At 73.1% G+C, this 18,865-nt stretch carries 11 protein-coding genes and 1 pseudogene; 8 read left to right on the top strand and 4 right to left on the bottom strand.

What is annotated here, in order from left to right; translation table 11 throughout:
• Positions 1–87: 87 nt before the first annotated feature.
• Positions 88–543, bottom strand: a complete 456-nt coding sequence (locus tag OG599_RS31625) for a YbaB/EbfC family nucleoid-associated protein (protein WP_327179393.1) — start codon at positions 541–543, stop codon at positions 88–90.
• A 334-nt stretch (positions 544–877) separates the two neighbouring features.
• Here OG599_RS31625 and OG599_RS31620 point away from each other — a divergent pair, with 334 nt between their 5' ends.
• From OG599_RS31620 to OG599_RS31605, 4 genes and pseudogenes are all read left to right on the top strand, one after another.
• Positions 878–2,575: a glycosyltransferase family 2 protein gene (locus tag OG599_RS31620; protein ID WP_327179392.1), complete on the top strand. Its 1,698-nt coding sequence runs from the start codon at positions 878–880 to the stop codon at positions 2,573–2,575.
• Positions 2,572–3,579, top strand: coding sequence for a glycoside hydrolase family 26 protein (locus tag OG599_RS31615; RefSeq protein WP_327179391.1), 1,008 nt, complete (start codon positions 2,572–2,574; stop codon positions 3,577–3,579). The genes OG599_RS31620 and OG599_RS31615 overlap by 4 nt, the downstream gene beginning before the upstream one ends.
• Complete coding sequence (locus OG599_RS31610; RefSeq protein WP_327179390.1) at positions 3,576–5,276, top strand: ArnT family glycosyltransferase; 1,701 nt, start codon at positions 3,576–3,578, stop codon at positions 5,274–5,276. Before OG599_RS31615 ends, OG599_RS31610 begins: the two co-directional genes overlap by 4 nt.
• Positions 5,277–5,582: 306 nt before the next feature.
• Positions 5,583–6,350, top strand: a pseudogene (locus OG599_RS31605) (transposase); the annotation flags it as partial.
• Positions 6,351–6,373: 23 nt separating this feature from the next.
• On the opposite strand, the gene OG599_RS31600 reads toward OG599_RS31605, so the two are convergent.
• Positions 6,374–6,709 (bottom strand): hypothetical protein, encoded by a 336-nt coding sequence (locus OG599_RS31600; protein ID WP_327179389.1) that lies wholly within the window; start codon positions 6,707–6,709, stop codon positions 6,374–6,376.
• Positions 6,710–7,943: 1,234 nt separating this feature from the next.
• Between OG599_RS31600 and OG599_RS31595 the strand changes: the two genes are divergently transcribed.
• Entirely contained in the window at positions 7,944–10,118 is a 2,175-nt protein-coding gene (locus tag OG599_RS31595; protein ID WP_327179388.1) for a hypothetical protein, read from the top strand.
• On the opposite strand, the gene OG599_RS31590 is transcribed toward OG599_RS31595, so the two are convergent.
• Entirely contained in the window at positions 10,099–11,712 is a 1,614-nt protein-coding gene (locus tag OG599_RS31590) for a hypothetical protein (RefSeq protein WP_327179387.1), read from the bottom strand. The genes OG599_RS31595 and OG599_RS31590 overlap by 20 nt on opposite strands.
• 53 nt (positions 11,713–11,765) lie before the next feature.
• On the bottom strand, positions 11,766–14,660 hold the full coding sequence (locus OG599_RS31585) for a hypothetical protein (protein ID WP_327179386.1): 2,895 nt from the start codon (positions 14,658–14,660) through the stop codon (positions 11,766–11,768).
• Between the two features lie 614 nt (positions 14,661–15,274).
• Here OG599_RS31585 and OG599_RS31580 point away from each other — a divergent pair.
• The 3 genes from OG599_RS31580 (at position 15,275) to OG599_RS31570 (ending at position 18,714) form a co-directional block, all read left to right on the top strand.
• Positions 15,275–17,356, top strand: coding sequence for a cysteine/serine endopeptidase inhibitor (locus OG599_RS31580; protein WP_327179385.1), 2,082 nt, complete (start codon positions 15,275–15,277; stop codon positions 17,354–17,356).
• 201 nt (positions 17,357–17,557) lie between these two features.
• Positions 17,558–17,803, top strand: a complete 246-nt coding sequence (locus tag OG599_RS31575) for a Smr/MutS family protein (RefSeq protein WP_327179384.1) — start codon at positions 17,558–17,560, stop codon at positions 17,801–17,803.
• 359 nt (positions 17,804–18,162) lie between these two features.
• Entirely contained in the window at positions 18,163–18,714 is a 552-nt protein-coding gene (locus OG599_RS31570; RefSeq protein WP_327179383.1) for a hypothetical protein, read from the top strand.
• The last annotated feature ends 151 nt before the right edge of the window (positions 18,715–18,865 follow it).

The raw sequence follows: 18,865 nt of genomic DNA, 5'->3' as shown, positions 1-18,865 counted from the left end.
GTGCGCTCACTCCTCGGGCGGGGTCGGTACGGGCACCGCGTCCGTCGGGCGGTGCGGTGCGGGGGCAGGGGCGGGGCGGGATCCGGGTCAGCTGTGCGCGATCTTCGGCCCGTCCGCGGTGTCCTGGGCGATGCGGCCCTGCTCGACGTACTGCCGTACCGCTTCGGACATGGCGGGCTCCGGCGGCATCAGCTGTTTCACGTCGGCGGTGCCCCGCAGCAGATGCTCGGCGTCCAGCCCCTCGGGCAGATGCGGTGCCATGACCTGCGCCAGTTCGGTGGTGGCCTTCGCCCGCGCCTCCTGGACGGTGGAGAGCACCAGGTCCGCCAGTTCCTTCGGCGTGAGCCGCCGGTAGGCGCTGGTGGGGAACTCGACGGCCGTCAGCTCGCCCTGCGGGCCGACGGTCGCCTTCATCGCCTGCGCCTTGGCGGTCGCCGTGCCGGACACCTCGCGCATCCGGCGCTGCATGTCGTCGATCTGCGCCAACTGCGTCCGGTAGGTCTCCTGCAGTTGCTCGATCTGTTCGTCGAACGGCGTGGACACCCGCTCACTCCTCCTCCGGCCCGGCGTTCTTCCCGGAGCGATCCGGGGCGGGGCGGGTACCGCCACCGCACAGCTCCCAAGGAACACGAGGCGGGCGGCGGGGAGAACAGCGGGCGGGCGCCCGTGCCCGCTTGAACGCCGACTCTGTCCGAAGGGACGTGCGCGCGACTGCCGGTGGCGGCGCCGACAGCGCGTGGGGCGTACCGGCCGGCGGCACTCCGTACACAAGTCGTGCACCAAAGGGCCCTGTTCGGCCCGAGTGCGCAAACCGGCCCGCTTCGCTCCTTAGCGTGTCCGGCAGCGACCACATCAGCCGCCCTTGGAGCCCGACATCATGGCTGCCGTCCGAGTTGTCCACGCCACCGGTGCCGCACGGCCCGTCCGCCGGGCGCGCCGCCCCGGGCGCGGGAGGCCGGTGCGTCCACCGGCTTCCGGCGGGCTCCTGCCGACCCCGCCCGACGAGCGGGAGAAGTACGCGTACGTGGTGCGCCGGACCTGGCTGCTGACGACCACGTCGTTCCTGGGCTTCGCGTGCGTGCTCTACAGCCAGGTCGACTCCGCCCGGCACGGGCCGTGGATCTGGTTCTTCGCGCCGGTCCTGCTGCTGTCGGTGCTGGGGGTGCTCATCTCGCTGCGGCTGGAGCTGTTCAGCCCGAGTTTCGACATCGGCGCGCACCGTGCGCTGGTGCGGGCGTGGTCGCCGCGGGAGTATCCGTCGGTCGACGTGTTCCTGCCGGTGTGCGGGGAACCGCTGGAGGTGCTGCACAACACCTGGACCCACCTCCGGCGGCTGGTGGAGTCGTACCCCGGGGAGGTCGTTCCGCTCGTCCTCGACGACTCCGACAGCGAGGAGGTCGCGTCCATGGCGGACGACTTCGGTTTCCGCTACCTCGTGCGGCCCGATCGCGGCTGGTACAAGAAGGCGGGGAACCTGCGGTACGGATTCGCGCACTCGGAGGCCGAGTTCATCCTGATCCTGGACGCCGACTTCGTCCCGCGCACGGACCTGCTCGACGAGTTGCTGCCGTACATGGACGCCGACCCGGACCTCGGGATCGTGCAGTCCCCGCAGTACTTCCGGGTACTCGACCAGCAGAACTGGATCGAGCGGGGCGCCGGTGCGGTGCAGGAGTTGTTCTACCGTTCGGTGCAGGTGTCCCGGCAGAGCAGCGACGGCTCCATCTGTGTCGGTTCCTGCGCTGTCTACCGGCGTACCGCGCTCGCCGAGGTCGGCGGCACCAGCCTGATCGAGCACTCCGAGGACATGCACACCGGGTTCGACCTGCGGGCGCGGGGCTGGGACCTGCGGTACGTGCCGCTGGCGCTGGCGACCGGGCTGTGCCCGGACACCATCGGGGCGTACTACAACCAGCAGTACCGCTGGTGCATGGCGTCCATGAGCATGCTGGGCAGCGTCCAGGACTTCTGGAGGGTACGGATGCGGTTCGCCAGCCGCCTCTGCTACGTGTCCGGGTTCGTGTACTACGTCGAGTCCGCCCTGATCCTGTTCACCGGGCCGCTGATCGTCTCCGTGCTGCTGCTGTTCTTCCCCGAGCAGGTGAAGTTCACCGACATGCGCCTCGTGCTGCCGGGGGTGCTCTACCTCGTCGTCGTGTACCCGCTGTGGCACCGCACTCCGTACCGGCTGGAGGCGTGGGCGGCGCGGGTCCTCTACAGCTGGTCGCACGTCTTCGCGATCTGGGACGTGCTGCGCCGGCGGCCCATGGGCTGGCAGCCGACCGGTTCGGGAGGGGCCCGCCGCAACAACACCCGGCGTCTGTGGATCGGCGTCTGGGCGTGGACCGTGCCGTCGACCGCGGTGTGGATCGGGGCGGCGTTGTGGCGGATGGACACGATGGTGCCGGAGGACTTCGCCCTGCCGCTCGCCTCGGGGCTCTTCTACGCGGCGGCCGTGGTGCGGGTCCTGGTCCTGCCGCGTCCCGAGGAGGACGAAGGGCCCGGCGCGATCGCCTCCGCCGGGCCGGACACGTCGTCCGTGCCCGGCCGCCTCGCAGAGTCGGTCCCGGCGTGAGCCCGGTGGGCCGCAGGGGCCTGCTGCGCTGGGCGGCGGGCGCGGCGGTGGCGGCGACCGCGGGGTGTGCGCCGAGCCGTACGGCACCGATCGGGGCCGGCGGGGAGGGGGCCGACGAACGGACCGCGCCGTACGTGCCGTTCGACGTCACCTGGCTGATCCGGCCCCGGGGGGACCACAAGTACCTCGGGGTCTCCTTCGCCGGGAAGCCGGTGACGCCGGGCTACCTCGCCCTGTGGTCGGGGAGGACCGGCAAAGCGCCCACACTGCTCGCCCAGAGCTTCACCTGGGACGAGGAGTTCCCCCGGGACCGGGTCCTGACCGTCTGGGAGCAGCGGGTGCTGCCGTACCTCTCCTGGGAGCCCTTCGGGACGACGCTCAGGGAGATCGCCGCGGGCGCGAAGGACGGCTACGTCCGGCACGTCGCGGAGGCGCTCCGCGACCTCAATGTGCCGGTCGCCCTCGCGTTCGCCCCCGGGATGAACGACGGCGGTCGGCCGTGGGGGGCGGGCCGGGCGAGCGCCGAGGAGTTCGTCGGTGCGTGGCGGCACGTCCACGACCTCTTCCAGGACATGGGGGTGTCGAACGTCGTGTGGGTCTGGAGCCCCACGGTGGCCGGGAAGCCGTCGGTGCGGCTGAAGCCGTACTACCCGGGTGACGCCTACGCCGACTGGCTGGGCCCGGTGGGCCGTTACACCGAACGTGGCCCCCACACGTACGACTCCCTGTTCGGCCCCTCCGTGGCGGAGGCCCGGGCCTTCACGCGTATCCCCGTGCTCGTCGCCGGGACGGCCGCCCCGGCCGGTGACCGCAGGCCCGCGGACGTCGCGGACCTGGTGCGCGCCGTGACCACCCGCGGCGACGTCGTGGGTTTCGTCTGGCTCGACGCGAACGACGCTCCGGGCGGGACGGACTGGCGGATCGACAGCGGTCCCGGGGCGCTCGCCGCCTTCCGCCGCGGTGTCGCCGACCCGCGGTTCGGCTTCGACGTGAGGCGCCCGTGACGACCACCGAGACTCCCGGGGACGCCGCCGGGTGGTACGACCCCGAGTCGACCCTGCAGATACGAGTGCCGGTCGTGCGCGGCCCGCAGCCGGCCCCCGGGTACACCTTCGACGAGATCACCCGGGCGGACTGGGTGCTGGGCCGGGTGCCCGACCGAGGGTGGTCCCCGGAGCCCGGGCGCCGTCGGACCTGGGTGAGCCGCGCCCTGCTGGCGTGTCTGCTGCTGGTGCAGGCCCTGTTGTCGCTGCGCCTGCACAACAGCGCCTTCGAGGACGAGGCGCTCTACGTCTACGCCGGGCACGCCATGATCGGTCACCTCTTCCACGGCATGCCCGAATACGGCGGTTTCGCGAGCTACTTCTCCGGATCGCCCGCCCTGTACCCGGTGCTGGCCGCCTGGGTGGACTCGGCGGCGGGACTGACCGGGGTACGGCTGATGAGCCTGGCGTTCATGCTGGGCTCCACGGGCCTGCTCCACTCGTTCACCCGCAGGCTCTTCAACGAACGCACCGCGCTGCTCGCGGCGGGCGTCTTCGCGGTCACCCAGTCGACGCTGTTCCTGGGCAACTTCGCGACGTACGACGCGATGGCCCTCTTCCTGCTCGCGCTGACGGCGTGGATCCTCGTCCGGGTCGCCCCGGGCCACTGGGCGCTGCCGCTCGCCGCGGCCCCGGTGGCGGCCCTCACGGTGGGGGTGAAGTACGCGTCCGCGCTGTATCTGCCCACCGTCGCCCTGTTGTTGGTGCTCGTCGCCCACGAGAGGCTCGGAGGGCGCGAGGCGCTGCGGCGCTGCGCGGTGTTCACCGCCGGCGTGTGTCTCCTGCTCGGTGCCGGCCTGCTGACCACGGACTACCTGGAGGCGATCCGCAGCACCACGACCGAGCGCGCCCACGGCACCGCCTCGCTCGGGCAGTTGCTGTGGGACTGCGCCCGGTGGGGCGGGCTGCTCTTCGCCCTGGCCGGCCTCGGCACAGTGCTGTACACGCGCCGGGCGGGACTCGGCGAGGTGCCCGGCCGGGTGTGGGCCGCGCCGCCGCGCCGGTGGCGGCTGGCCCTGGGGATCCTCCTGACCGGTACCGCGCTGCTCGCGCCCGCCTACCAGATCCACCTCCAGACCAGCATCTCGCTGCACAAGCACATCGGTTACGGTCTGCTGTTCGCCGCCCCCATGGCGGGGGTCGGCCTGAACCGCCTGATGGGGGCGCACTTCCGTTTCCCGCAGGTGGTCATCGCCGTCGGGGTGCTGGCGCTGACCTTCGGCATGTCGCAGTCCGCCCAGAACTACGGCGTCTGGCCCGACACCAGCCGTCTCGTCCCGGAGCTCGCGAAGAACGTGCGACCCGGCCAGAAGTGGCTGGGCCAGCCGCACGAAGGGCCGGTCTACTACCTCACCGGCCGGGGGCTGACGGACTACACCCTGTGGACGTCGATCTACTACATCGACTACACCGGGCGGGGCGGCCGGCACCTCGGCGGGCCGGAAGGCTACCGGGCCGCGATCGACGACGGCTGGTTCGACGGTGTCGTACTGGACTGGTCCGATCAGCCGGGTGAGATCCAGGCGTTGATCCGCGACGAGATGCGGTCCAGCGGCCGGTACCGGCTGGCCACCGCCCTGATCTACCGCACCTCGGTCGGCGCGGGCCACTTCGAGATCTGGCTCCCCCTGCGCGCCGCGCCCGCGTCGCCCGCGTGACTCCGGAGGACGCGCGCTCTGTGGCTCTTGCCGCCTGCGAGAACTGCTCCAACGTGCTCCACGTGCGGCGGGCCACCCGGATCCTGGTCACGGCCGAGGTCGGCCAGGAGCTGCCCGGGCTCGATGAAGTTGCCCACCGCCAGGTCGCCGAGAGCGGCTGCGCGCCCGGACGGCCGTCGACGCGGAGCGCTTCGTGCGGCGCCGCGAAGAGGCGCGCGTCCGGGAGGCCGAGCATGAGGCGGCCCGTGCCGCCGCCCGGGAGCGGGCCGAACGTCCTCCACCACGGCCCGGGACCGCGTCGCCCAGCACCTGCTGACGGGCTTCGTCGACCACGGCCCGGACGGCAGCGGGGAGCCGGTCGCCGCCCTGCTGCGCCCCGGGAGCGCGGGCTCCAACACCGCCACCGATGACATAAGAACCGCTGAACTCGCCCTGGCTCACGTGCCGAAGAAGTACCGGCGCGGACGCCAGACGCTGATCCGTACCGATTCCGGTGGCGGCACCCATGAATTCATGGCCTGGCTCACCAAGCGCGGCCGCCGGCTGTCCTACTCGGTCGGAATGACCATCACCGACGCCATCCACCAGGCCGTTGTGAAGGTTCCCGCCTCCGCCTGGACAGTGGCCGTCGAACCCGGCGGAGCCATCGGTGACGGCACCTGGGTCGCCGAGCTCGACGGTGACGTGCTCAAGGGCCGGCCCCAAGCCATGCGGCTGATCGTCCGCAGGGAACGGCCCTGCCTGGGAGCCCCGTTGCCGTTCACCGACGCCGACGGGCTGCGGCTGACCTGCTTCGCCACCAACACCGCCGGCGAGAAAATCGAGGCCCTGGAACCGCGGCACCGCCGACTCCTCAGATGCGCCGACCACTGGCCCTGGACCGACGTGATCACCAGCGCCCTGGCCAAGCTCGACGCGCTCCCGAACCGCGACCGACCAGCAGCCTTGCGCCCCGACGACCAGCACTACCCCGACCGGAGCTGTGGAATTCGGCGCCCACCCGACGCGGCTGCCGGGCCGTCACCCTGCCCGCACCCGACACAACAAAGCGAAATGGCCCACCAGTTGACCTGATGAGCCGTCACGAAAGATCGAGGCTAGTGCGTCGCGATGATGGCGTCCACCAGCAACAGAAGAACCCCTGCCCCCGAAATGACAATGCCGACGGTCCTGAAGTACGAGGGCTCGAGACCCTGGGTCTCAATACTGCTCAGGTTGCCGGACTGCTGCGCCCGTAGCTCCAGGGCAACCCGACGGCGCGCCAGCGCGACATCCACGGCACCCCGCACGTTGAAAACGAGTCGCGCGCCGAACCAAACGCCGGCGACACCTATCAGGGCGATGAAGACGAGAAGGTTGGTCGGAGTGGGGGTGTCGGAAGCCGCAGCGATGATCATGATGCGCATCATGGCACCTGAAATCTTGAAAGTCACCGCAGTCCTCGGAGGCACCGCCCACACAGTGTGCCTGCGGTCGACTCGGCGGTACGAAACGCTTCCAGGGTCTTGCCGGTGCCTCGCGCAAGCATGGTTGCGATGCACGGCGAAGGTTGCCGACGCAGCTCTCTGACCGGACGTGATCGGGAGTGGACCCGCACGAGGCCGACCCCGTGGGCGGAGTGGTCGGTTCAGGGAAAGGGTGGCAGCCAGACCTGCATTCCACGATCGGCTTGGCGCCGCCCGAGACGACCGGTCGCCAAGCTGCTCCGGGCGGCAGTACCTCCTCGATCCGCCAGTCCCCCGCGACTTCCAGCCCCGCACGCTGCAGCACCAGTGAGCGCCGGACCAGGGGAAGCGCTTCACGGGGAAGCCGCTCGCGGGCTTCCGGCCACCGCAGGGTCTGTGCTTCCGCCACGACCCGCACCAGCTGGAGCGCCCCCTGCATCGCGGCCGACTCCCTGCTCGCCGGAAGCACGTCCAGCTCATCCCCGGCTGCGCGGGCGACCTCAGCCGCTTCCCGCGCCCCGTCCGGACGCGAGAGCGGACAGGGGCCGAGACTCCAGTCCGCTGCGGCGATCCGGATCGGGTCGTCCGCGCCCTCCGCCGCCCGACGGGCCCGGTCGGCGGCCAGCAGGGACAGGTCAGGGCGCCCGTGCGGCGGCGGTACGACCGCAGAAGACCGCAGGGGTCTGCTGCCGACCGCAGCACATCCCGCAGTGCCAGTGCGTCCAGGTAGCCGCAAGCCCGTGTGACCTCACTCTGTTCCGAGGGGCACGGACACTTCCCGGAAGGGCACCGGCCCCGTCGACGGCAGCCGATTTCCCTATCATCGGTTCCAGGGCATCGCGCGCCGGAGCCGACAGCTCCCCGCACGGCCGCGAGGCCTCAGCACGACCACGGAGACGCCGCGGATGAAACGCAGTCAGGTGACGAGGACCGTCGGACCCGGACCCTCGTCCCCCCTCGCCGGTGACGGCACACCCGGCTCCCGGGTCGCCGCCGGACGGTACGCCTCCCACGGTTCCGCACCCTGCCGGACCGGCACTTGACCGCACAGAACCATGACGGCGGCGCGGGCGGCAGAAGACGCCCCTGGCTGCCGTCGAGAGCCCGCTCGGCACCACCGGTCGAGGCACCGTCCGCGCAGACGTCGGCAGCCCGGACTCCGGCAGCGGTCGGAGCGGTCGCGACGCCCGCAGCGCCCGCCCCGCACCTCGGAGTGCGTCGGGTGGGCAACGCCTGGCTGGTGCACCCGGCCGCCGGCCCGGACCGCCAGTCCCTGCTCTTCGCCGCCGGTCTGGCCCCCGACCCCGAGTACGCCCTGGTCGTGGTGGACCTCCCGACCGGGGCGCCGCTCGACGCGGTCGAGGAGGCGCTGGCCCGGGCGGTGCCCGCCGGTCCGCACGGTCTGCGGGTGGTGTTCGGCCGGACACCGGCCCGGGGCGCCGCGCCCGCGGGCCGACGGCTGGCGAGGAGCCTGAGACGGCACGTGGTCGTTCCCGACGGGGTCCTGCGCCCTTCCGCCGGGGGCACCCTCTTCATCGGGGCGGACCGGGGCCGGGGCTGGGTGCTGTGCACACCCGAGGGCCAGGTCCACCAGGTCTCCCGCCGGTTCCCCCGGCCCGCGTGGGACGCCGGCCTGCCGGGCCGCCCGCTCCCGGTGGGACCGGCCGCCGTCGCCGAGCCGGTGGCGGCCGGGGTGTGGCTGCGTCCGGTGCGGGAGGACGCCGCCCAGAACCGGTACCGCGGCCTGCTCGCCGCACGGCTGCGGTGCCGGGCCGACGCGCCCACCGTCGTGATCGGCGCCCCCGGCGCACCCGAACCGGCGGCGGAGGACCTCGCCCGCTTCTGGCGGAACCTGCCCGAGGGCATCGCGCCGCGCGTGCTGGCGTACGGCTCCGGCCGCGGCCTCGGGACGCCGCCCCTCGGCCGGCGCCTGGCCGCCCTCACCGGGGAAGCCGTGCTCGTCTACAACGGTTTCCCGGCCGGTGATCCGCTGGTCGGCCGGGGGTTGTCGGACGAGGTCCTGTTCCTCGCGCCGGACGGAACACCCGGACGCCCCGTCCGGGCCCGGGAGTTCCTCCACCTGCCCCCGGAGCCGGAGGGACCGCCGCATCCCGCGTTCGCGACGGACCACCGCTGGCCCCTGGACCATCTGCCGATGCTCCGCCAGGGTCTCCACCACGGCGGGTCCGGCGCGGTCCTGGAAGTGCTGCCCTGGGGTCTGTGGATCCGCCCGTCGACCGAACCCGCCGACGCCGACGAGGTACGCGGGGCTCCCGCCCATCCCGGTCACGAGCTGATCCTCTGCGACGACGGTGTCCCCCACCTCCTGCCCCGGCTGCGGCAGTTGGCCGACGACGTCCTCGGGCGGCTGTCCTCCCGGGGCGGGCCGCCGGTGCGCGTGGTGACCGCCGGCCGGCCCTGGCGGCCGGCGGCCGGCATCCCCCGGCCGCGCGTCCCGGCCGGCGCGCCCGCCCCGGCCGCGCCTGCTCCGTCTGCGGCCGGTCAGGGCCCCGGGCTTCTCGCCGCCCCTCCCGCCGTGCGCCCCGGCCCTGCCCTGGGGTCGCCCGCGGACGCCGAGGTCGTCGACCTGGCGCTGCGCCGCGAACCCGGGCTGGGCGGAGTGCTGCCGCCCGAGACCGTGCGCGCCGGACTCACCGCCGTACGACTGCGGTTCACCGTCCGCGCCCGGCCGGGCGGTGATGACTCCGGGCGCGCCCACGCCTCCGCCCCGCCGACGGCCGACCCGCCCGCGCTGGCGGCCCTGGCCCTGCTCCCCGTCTACGCAGGGGTGGTGGCCCTGCGTGCCGACCTGGCCCCGGAGGCGGTCCAGCGGTACCGGGAGCACGGGTTCGCCACCGCGTACGACGTGTGCGCCGCGTCCCTCACGGGCACGCCGGGCCGCCCCGGCAACACCGACATCCTCATCCGCTCCACCACCGGTCGCCGGACCGCCCTTCTGGAGCCCGAGCAGCCGGACCGGGTGCTGTTCCCGCCCGGCACCCGGTTCGAGGTCCTCCAGGTGCGTTCCCGGCCGGGTGAGCGCGCGGTGGTGCTGATGGGCGAACTCCCGCCCGCGGGCTTCCGCGGGGCCGGCGCCACCGGGGAGGCCACCCTGCGCGAACTCGTGGCGGCGCTGCGGATCTGGCGCCAGGACGAGGAGAGCGGCATGGTGCGTGGTCCGGTCCGGGACCCGTTCGCGACGCCACCCGCGCCGGACGGCTCGGGGGATCCGAGCGGTGCGAGCGGCGCGGACGGTCAGGGTGGTGCGGGCGGCCGGGCAGGTCCGGCCAGACCCACCGGTGCGCCCGGTTCCGTCGCTCCGGTGGGTCCCGCTGCCGTGTCGGACCGGCCGGTCGCGGGTGGCCGGCCGGTCGCGCTCAGTGGGCGGTTCCGCTGACCCACAGGACGGTGCCGTCCTGCTCGATCACCACGTCGCCGTCGTCCTGCAGCACCAGCTCGGCACCGTCGTGACCCGCCGTGCCGGATGACCAGGCCGTCCGGTCGTCGCTCGTGTAGACGACGAGGTGGCCGTCCGCCTGGAACACCGCCTTGTGGCCCTGGCCTTCGGTGTGCGAGGACCAGCGGACGAGGCCGTTCTCGTCGGTGACGACCAGGTTGCCGTCCTCGCCCATGGAGAGGGCGGCCCGCTCCGACTCGATCGTCTGACCGGCCTCCAGCACCCGGGTCGCCTGTACGACCGTGTCGCCCGCGCCCTCCGGGGCCGTGGCCCCCGCGACCGGACCACCGGGAAGGGGCTCCGTGGTCTGGACGGTCGGTGGGGTCTGCACGGTGGGCGTGGCGGGGCCGGTCGGCGGGGTCTGCACGGTCGGTGTGACGGGGTCGGTCACCGTGGAGGGGTCCATCGGCGTGCCGGGATCGGTCGGAACGTGGGGGTCCGTCGGCGCGCTGGGGTCGGCTGCCGTGCTCGGACCGGTGGACGTGGACGTGGTCAGCGCGTTCGGCCCGACAGGCCCGGTGGGCCCGCCCTCGGGCACCGTCGCCCTCTGCACCTCCGGCGCGGCCACCACCTGCGCATGCGCCTCCTCCGCATGCCTTTCCTCCACGCCCCCTTCCTCCACGCGCCTTTCTTCCGCGTGCTGCTGATCGGCCGTCAGGTCCGGGGTCGTCTCGGGTTCCGCCGTTCGTGCGGACAGCAGCACCGGAGTGGTCACCGGGGTGGCGGGCCCCGTCGTGGGCTCGGAGCCCGGTTTCGTGCTCGGCCCGGTGGTCGGCTCCCGGCTGGGCTCGGCGGTCGCCGCGGTGTCCGGCTTCTCGGCCTCGATGCGGGCGGCCTGGACCCGGGAGGGCTCGGTCCGCGGTGTCGTGGGCCGGGCCGTTCCGGTGGACGGGGGTGTGCTCTCCCGTACGGAGGCATGCGGGGCGCGTATACCGGGGCCCCGGTACGCCTTCCGGGGCGAGACCGGGATGGCGGGGGCGGACGACGACGCGGCGGGAGAGGGGGACGCCGACGGGGCGGACGTCGAGGAGTGCGGGGACGACCCGGGAGAGTGGTCGCGCTCGTCGCCCTCGTGGACGCGTGTCCCCTCCGAGGGCAGGGGCGTCATCACGTCGAGGGTGAAGTTCGGGCCACTGCCCGGCGGGGAGGCGGTCTCCCGGCCCGAGGCCTCGTAGTCGAGTTCGTGGTCGTTCTTGTCGTTGCCGCTCAGGGCCAGCGGCAGCGCGACCAGGACGGCACCGGCCACCGCGGCGGCGGCGAGCATCGGCCGGTGGTTGCCCTTGGCGGGCGCGGGCGTGCCTTCCTCCGCACCGCCGCTCGGCCCGTCGGGCCTTCCGCGCCCGCGTCCGTCCGGCCGCCCCTGACTCCGGCCCTCGCGGCGCGCGCCTTCGGTCCCCCGGTTCCCGGTATCCGCCTCGTTGCCGGAGGAGGGGTCGGCGGAGGGGGCGGACAGCACGACGGCCCGCCGCATCCGCATTTGGTCGGTGGCCTCCGGCGGTGTGCCGCGCCGCGGCGTCCTGCGATCGGCGGACATGGTGTTCTCCTCTGCGATGGGTGCGACCGGCGCAGCGGGGCCGGTCCGCGGAATCAGACGTGGTTGTCGCGGTGCGGGGCCCGTTCGGGGAGTGGCCCGGAGAACCGCTCGGGCCAGGGGACAGCGCCCTCGGTCGGGGGGTGGCGGTCCGCGGCCCCCGACAGTTGCTCGCGTACGCCTCGGTCCGAGGCGTCCTGTTCGCCGGGGCGGGCGACCGGATCGCCGGGGGCCACCTCGCGCAGCAGCACCGTCGAGGCGCCGTGCCCACCCTGCGTACCGAGGACCCGGAAGCGGGTGCCGGGAGCGAAGACGACCTCTTCGCCCTGTTCCGGCCGCGCGGCGGACCCGGTCAGACTGCGCACCCTGCGTCCGGTCGTCGACCAGACCAGATACCGGTCGCCCGCGGACGCCGGTGCCCCCTCCAGCACGTACGCGCCGACCGGCCCCGGGTGGCACAGTTCCGTACCGGCCCTCAGTGCCCGCGCCTCCGGGGAGAACGCCGCCACGTCGCGTACGACGATCCCCCGGTACGACGGAAGCCTGCGCAGACCGGATGCCAGACCGGCCAGACTGGGGTAGGCGTCGGCGGACCCGGACGCCAGTTGCCGTTCCAGCCAACGCCGGCCGAGCGGGGAGTCGTCGAGCGTGAGGAAGGAACGTACGGCGATCAGGTCGGCGAGTACGGCGTCGTCCTGGTCCTGCCCGCGCAGCCCCGGCATCACCGTCAGCGTGCGCGCGACCGAGGCCTGTTGCTGCCACCACTGCTCCCCGGCCAGCGCGCGCAGCGCCTGATGCTCGGCGGGACCGCTCCGGTGGAGGGGGCCGACCGGCACGGGGAGGGCGGCCGAACGCGTGGGAGCGGGGGGCGGGTTCGGTGCCGTGGGCGCGACCGGGGTGGCCGCCGGAAAGGCGGCTCGGGGGGTTTCCCGGGCGGCGGCCGGTGCCCCGTACGGCACGGCGCCTCCGGTCGGCCCGCCGCCGGGCCGGCCTCCGCCGGGCCGACTGGCGGCGAACGCCTCGGCGAACCCCGGCGGCAGCGGGGCTCCGGCACCGTACGCGGGAGGAGCGGGGGGAGCGCCCGAGGTGCCGGCCGCGCTCGCGGGTGCCGGTACGGGAACCGGTGCCGGTACGGGAGCCGGTGCCGGTACGGGAGCCGGTGCCGGTACGGGAGCCGGTGCCGGTGCCGCCGAGGCCAGGGCCGCCGTGGCCGGCGCCGTGAACGCGATCCGGCCGGCGGGCATCCCCACTCCGAGCGCGGTCGGGCCCCCCACCCGTGCCGGGGAAGGGGCCGGGGAAGGGATCACCGGGCCGTCTGCGGACAGGGAGGACGACTCACCACTTCCGCTGTCGGCCGTCGACGTGAGGCGCACCGCGCGCCCGCCGGCCGCCCCGGCGACGGAGGCGGGCCGATCGCCGGTCGCGGCCGGGGGGTGCACGGCCACGTGCCGGATGCGTACGCTCATCGGCGCGGCGTGCCAGGGAACTTCGGGAGCAGCTTCCCTCCGCGCCGCTTCCTTTCGGGCCGCTTCCCGCGCCGAGGCGCCCCCCTCCCTCGTCTCCGGCGTGCCCGTCGTACCGTGCTCGGCGGACGGATCCTCGTCGTACTCCAGGGACAGCCCGCGCCGGTCGGCGAGGCGTCGGGCCTGCCGCCCGCCCTGCGCGGTACACGCACCCCTCACGTGCAGCGTCGTCCGCTCGACCACGGCCGGTTCCAGCTCGTCGAGGAAGGTGTCGAGCACCGGCCAGAGCCCGTCGTCCACCGGTCGTCCGGGGGCGCCGATGTCGACGACCATGGTGTCCGGGTCGAGCAGCAGGCCGAGGGCCTCGGGCGGGGAGTCTTCGCGGGGCCCCACCCACAGCCCTGCGCGGGTGACGACGACCCCCCACCGGTCGCCCAAGGGCAGCGCCCCGCCCTCGGGCAGGGGGGCCGATCCGGCGACGGGAGACCGCCGGCGCACGATGCGCGGTGCGGGGGTGCGACCGTCCTGGGCGGGCAGGCAGGCGACCGCCTCCGCGTAGGGCCGCCACGACGGTTCGCCGTCCGGTCCGATGAGCACCACGGCCGGTTCGGTCTCCGTGCCGTCCGCCGATTCCAGCAGGGCGGGCACGCCACTGACGATCTCCACCTCGGTGCCCAGGAGATCGGCGGCTTCCTGACCGGCGGCGAGCAGGTCGCGCCCGTCTCCGGGTATCAGCCGGGCGGCTGACCGGGCCCGCGGGGGCAGCCGGGTCAGGAGTTCGGTGACCGCCCGGGCGGTCACCGGGGACGCGCCGGGGATGCCGACCACGACCGCGAGCCGGTGCCCGTCCACGGGAATGGAGGCGCCGACCGACAGCGCGGCCGGGGGCAGCGGTTCGGCCCGGCGGATCAGCACGCCGGCGGGGACGGATTCGACCACATGGCCGTCGACGGAGTCGGACGCGAGGTGCGCCGCGGCGTCCTCCCAGCTCGGTACGGGATGGCGCAGGCCCAGGGGCTGCGGCCCCAGACCGGGGGCGAAGCGCCACCACCCGCCGGTACCACCGGCTCCGGACGGTGCGAACAGCGATCCGCCCGGCGCGACCACCACCGGACCGGCGGGAGCGACGACTTCCAGCCGCCAGTTGTCACGGATCCGCCGCGCGGGGGCGGGCCGCCCGGGCTCGTCCGCGCCCGCACCCGCCCACACCAGCCGTACGGCGGTGATGCCGGACTTCCTGAAACCGTCGAGCACCGGGTCGAGTTGACGCCAGAGGGCCCTGGATCCCTCCAGGCCCGCGGCGACCACCACGGTCGCATGGTCCGGGTCTTCGTGCCGCAGCGCATCGACGGTCGCCGTGAGACCGGCCGACTCGTCGGTGTCGGAGGCGAGCAGCACGACGGGCCCGGCGTCAGCCGCCCCTGGCGCGCCCCCGAGTCTCGCGGCGAGCGTCCGCAGGGGGCCCAGCCCTCCGTTCAGCCGGCGCACGGCGTACCGCCCCCGTACGTCGTGCCCTCACCGCGCCGGCCGCACGCGGACGAGAACGGCCGGGGGCATGGGGCGGGCGAGGGGCCGGAGTCGGCGCCGGTGGCCGTACCGGCGCGGTGCGGGAGCGGTCCCCCGGTGCGCCGACGGCCGGTGAGCCGGCCAGGAGTCTCGCTCATGCCTTCTCACCGCTCGCTGTCTTCGCCGTCCTGTGTGCGCGTCCCCCGGTAACGGGAAGCCGCACCCGACCCGGCCCATCGCAGCAGTGATCCCCGGAGCCCCACAAGGCCGGTGGCGGCGTACTGCCCTTTTGCGGGCCGGTCGTGCACGAGTGGTCACGCCGTCGACGACGACACCGCGATCCCGCCCGGCACGGGCACGGCGACACGGTGGCCGAAGAGGCGCAGTCAGTGGCTCGCCGGGCAGACGACCGAGGCTTCCTCGTCGCGCCCTGCCCCGATCTCCCATGATCGGCCCGGCGCTGCGTTCACCTCCGGCCGCGCACTCCCGGCCCGCCCTGTGTGCCCGACGGGCCTCCGAACGGCTTCCGCGTCTGCCCGGCTCCCCGGGGCCGAGCGGAGGCCGAGAGACGACTCACCACCCCGACAGGAGAAACCGTGTCCCTCCGGAATCGGATCATCGCGGGCGGCGCGGTCGCGCTGCTGGCCGTCACCTTGGGCGGTGTGTCCCTGGCCCTGGCCGACGACCCGGCCGGCAACCAGGAGATGACCGGCCAGATGACGTACTACAACGCCGGCGGCTACGGAGCCTGCGGAGACGTCGTCGACGCCGCGACCGAGGACCTCGTGGCGGTGTCCCACGAGTGGTGGACGACCGACGACCCCAACGAGGACCCGATCTGCGACGGCGTCTCCGTCGAGGTGTCCTACGGGGGCAAGTCCATCACCGTGCCCGTCAGGGATCAGTGCCCCTCCTGCGCCGCCGACCATCTCGACCTCAGCCAGACGGCGTTCGAGCAGCTCGCACCGCTCGAAAAGGGCCTCGTCCAGGGCATCACCTGGAAGTTCGTCACCGACGACGGCAGGGAGATCACTCGCCCGTCCTCTGCGACCTCGTCCTCCCCCGGCCTCGCCCCGGGGAACCCCCCGCTCGCGACGGGTTCGGCCTTCCCGTCGCGGTTCGCGGCGCCGTACGTGGAGACGTGGGGGTCGCCGTCGGTGTTGGAGGAGGCGCGTGCCGCGGGGCTGCGGTACGCGACGTTGGGGTTCGTGCTGGACGGTGGGGAGTGTGAGGCGATGTTCAACGGGGACATGCCGGTGACGGACGAGGGCTGGTTGTCGGCGATCGAGGGGTTGCGTGGTTCGGGGGGTGAGGTGATCGCGTCGTTCGGTGGTGCGTCGGGGACGGAACTCGCCTCGGGGTGTGACTCGGTGGACGCGTTGGAGACTCAGTACCGGTCGGTCGTGGACGCGTTGGGGGTGTCGCGGCTGGACTTCGACCTTGAGGGTGCGGCGTTGGCGGACACGGCGGTGAACGGGCGTCGTGACGAGGCGTTGGCGGCGTTGCAGAGGGATGTCGAGGGCGCGGGCGGGCGGTTGGACGTGCAGTTCACGTTGCCGTCGGGTGTGGCCGGGCTGGAGGCGGACGGGGTGGAGATGCTCCGGGACGCGGAGCGTGCGGGGGTGCGGGTGTCGTTGGTGAACGTCATGACGATGGACTACGGGTCCGCGGTGGCGGACATGGGACAGGCCGCGATCGACGCGGCGACGGCGTTGCATGGGCAGTTGGGGCAGATCTGGCCGTCGAAGTCGGACGCGGAGCTGTGGGCGATGGAGGGAAACACGCCGATGGTCGGGGTGAACGACACCGAGGGCGAGGTGTTCACCACCGATGACGCGTCCCGGCTGGCGGACTTCGCGGTGGAGAAGGGCATCCAGGAGCTGGCGTTCTGGTCGCTGGGCCGGGACAAGGCCTGCCCGGCCGCGGGGACCCTCTCCGAAGACTGCAGCGGCACCGAACAGAGCGAGCACCAGTTCCTGAAGACCTTCAACGCCGTGAACACCACCGACCGGGAGACGGTTCCCGCGACGCTGCCGGAGGGCATGGTCGACCCGCTCCCGGCGGTCTCGTCGACGGCGGGCCCGTCGCCGTCGTCGTCGAAGGAGCCGCTGGCCCGTCGGGTTCCCGCCGAGCCGGCGTCCACCGTCCCGCCCTCGGGCCGTACGGGTGCGGTGGCTTCGGGTGGTTCGGGGAAGACGATCAGCAACGCGTTCACGACGGGGTACACGTGGTTCGACAACACGCCCCGGGGCAGTGCGCAGATCTCCGCACCGGTGATCCACGACCAGGCCGGCGGTACGGGCACGTGGGAAGACCCGATCACCCTCGCGGTCGGGCACACCGACGAGGGCGGCAAAGACACCCTGGACTACCCGGCGGGCACACGTTTCTACATGCCCAAGGTACGCCGCTACTTCATCGTCGAGGACGCCTGCGGTGACGGCGGCAGTCCGCAGAACGGTCCCTGCCACAGCCTGGACACCGCTCCCGAAGGAGCCACGACCTGGCTCGACATGTACCTCGGCGGCGGCAACGGCGACAGCGACTCCGCCGCACACGACTGCGCGGACCGGCTGACCGGACTGACCACCGTCATCCAGGACCCCGCCGACGACCTCCCCGTCACCGAAGGCGCACTCTTCAGCAACGACAAGTGCACCACCACCTACGACGACTGAACTTCGAGCAGAAGGAGCCGACGCCTCGGACACGGCCTACTAGGCTGTCCCGTAATCCCTGGTGGGTGTGCGACGACAACAACGACACCTCGCCGCGTTGTCGGCACGTCCGCATACATCCAGTGTGCGGACACTCCTCCGCCCTGCGATGCACCGCCTCCGACGCCGCACACTGATCCACACGGATTACGGGACAGCCCTTTGCGATCACTCGACCTCCACCCCATTTTCCGCAACAACCGGGACATCGACCAGGCCGTACGCTCCTTCGTCTTCAACGCGCACAGCTCGGGTGAGACCGTGGCGGAGATCATCACCGGGAAGGGAAGCCAGCGACTCATGACACACGTCCTGGCCTACCTGGGCCAGCGACACATGCGGCGCTTCTACCGTCAGGTGAAGAAGGACCCGGCCAACGCCGGTCGCATCGTCATCCACTTCACGTAGTTCACCGCGTCCACCCGACCGCTGCACTCCGCAGTCCCGCACCGCCGAACCGAGCGGTGCGGGTCTGCGCAGTTGCAGCGCCGGCCCAGCCTGGCCAGGCCGGAGCGCCGCACTGTCGGGGCGCGGCATCCCGCACGGCACGGGTGTCGAGTCGTTGATCCAGTAATCGTCGAACCAGAAGTCGCTGCCCCACCAGTGCCCGGATCAGCGGCTTGGCCAGCCCGAGCGCGGCCCGGAGCCGCTTGTTGCAGCCCGCGCTCTGCGGAAGGTGCGGGGACACTCCAGCCGGCGAGGTGGACACCGTCTCTCGCCTTGGGCGCAGTCGCGAAGGATCTTCACACACGAGACCGGGGGAATCCATGAACCGACCGCTGTTGTTCCTCGACGTGGACGGGCCGCTCAACCCTTATGCGGCCCAGCCGGAGAGACGTCCCGCCGGCTACACCACTCTCAGGGTTCCCCGGTTCGGCGCCCATGAGGACGAAAGGGACCTCTCTTCCCGACGACGCCTGCTGCGGGTCTGGCTCAACCCGGGGCACGGGCGCATTCTGCTCCAGCTCGGCTTTGAGCTGTGCTGGGCCACCACGTGGATGGACAACGCCAATCGGTGGATCGCACCGGTCCTCGGCCTCCCGGACCTTCCCTTCGTCGACTTCGGTGACCTCCTGCTCCGAGAACGCCCTGACGGAGTTCACTGGAAGACCGGACCACTGGTGGACTACGCCAACGGCCGTCCGTTTGCCTGGGTGGACGACGAGCAGAGCGAGCTGGACCAGACGTACGTGACCAACCACCATCAAGGGCCAGGGCTCCTGCACCACGTCAACCCGCGGATCGGCCTACGGGAGAACGACTTCCACACGCTCGTCGACTTCGCCAGTTCCCTGGACACCTCTCGAACCACCGGCTGAGCACCTCGCCGGCTGCGCGGATCGCTCCCATGCGGCCGTGTCGGACCATTCGTGTCGGATCAGCCGGGGGGATGTCCGGTGCGGTGCATCGCAAGGCGGAGGACCGTCCGCGGACTGGTTGTACCCGCCGTGCCATCCATGGCCTCGATGA

It is taken from the genome of Streptomyces sp. NBC_01335 (assembly GCF_035953295.1).
GTDB lineage: Bacteria > Actinomycetota > Actinomycetes > Streptomycetales > Streptomycetaceae > Streptomyces.
The sequence above is the reverse complement of the archived record's forward strand: the minus strand, read 5'-3'. Positions and strand labels throughout refer to the sequence as shown.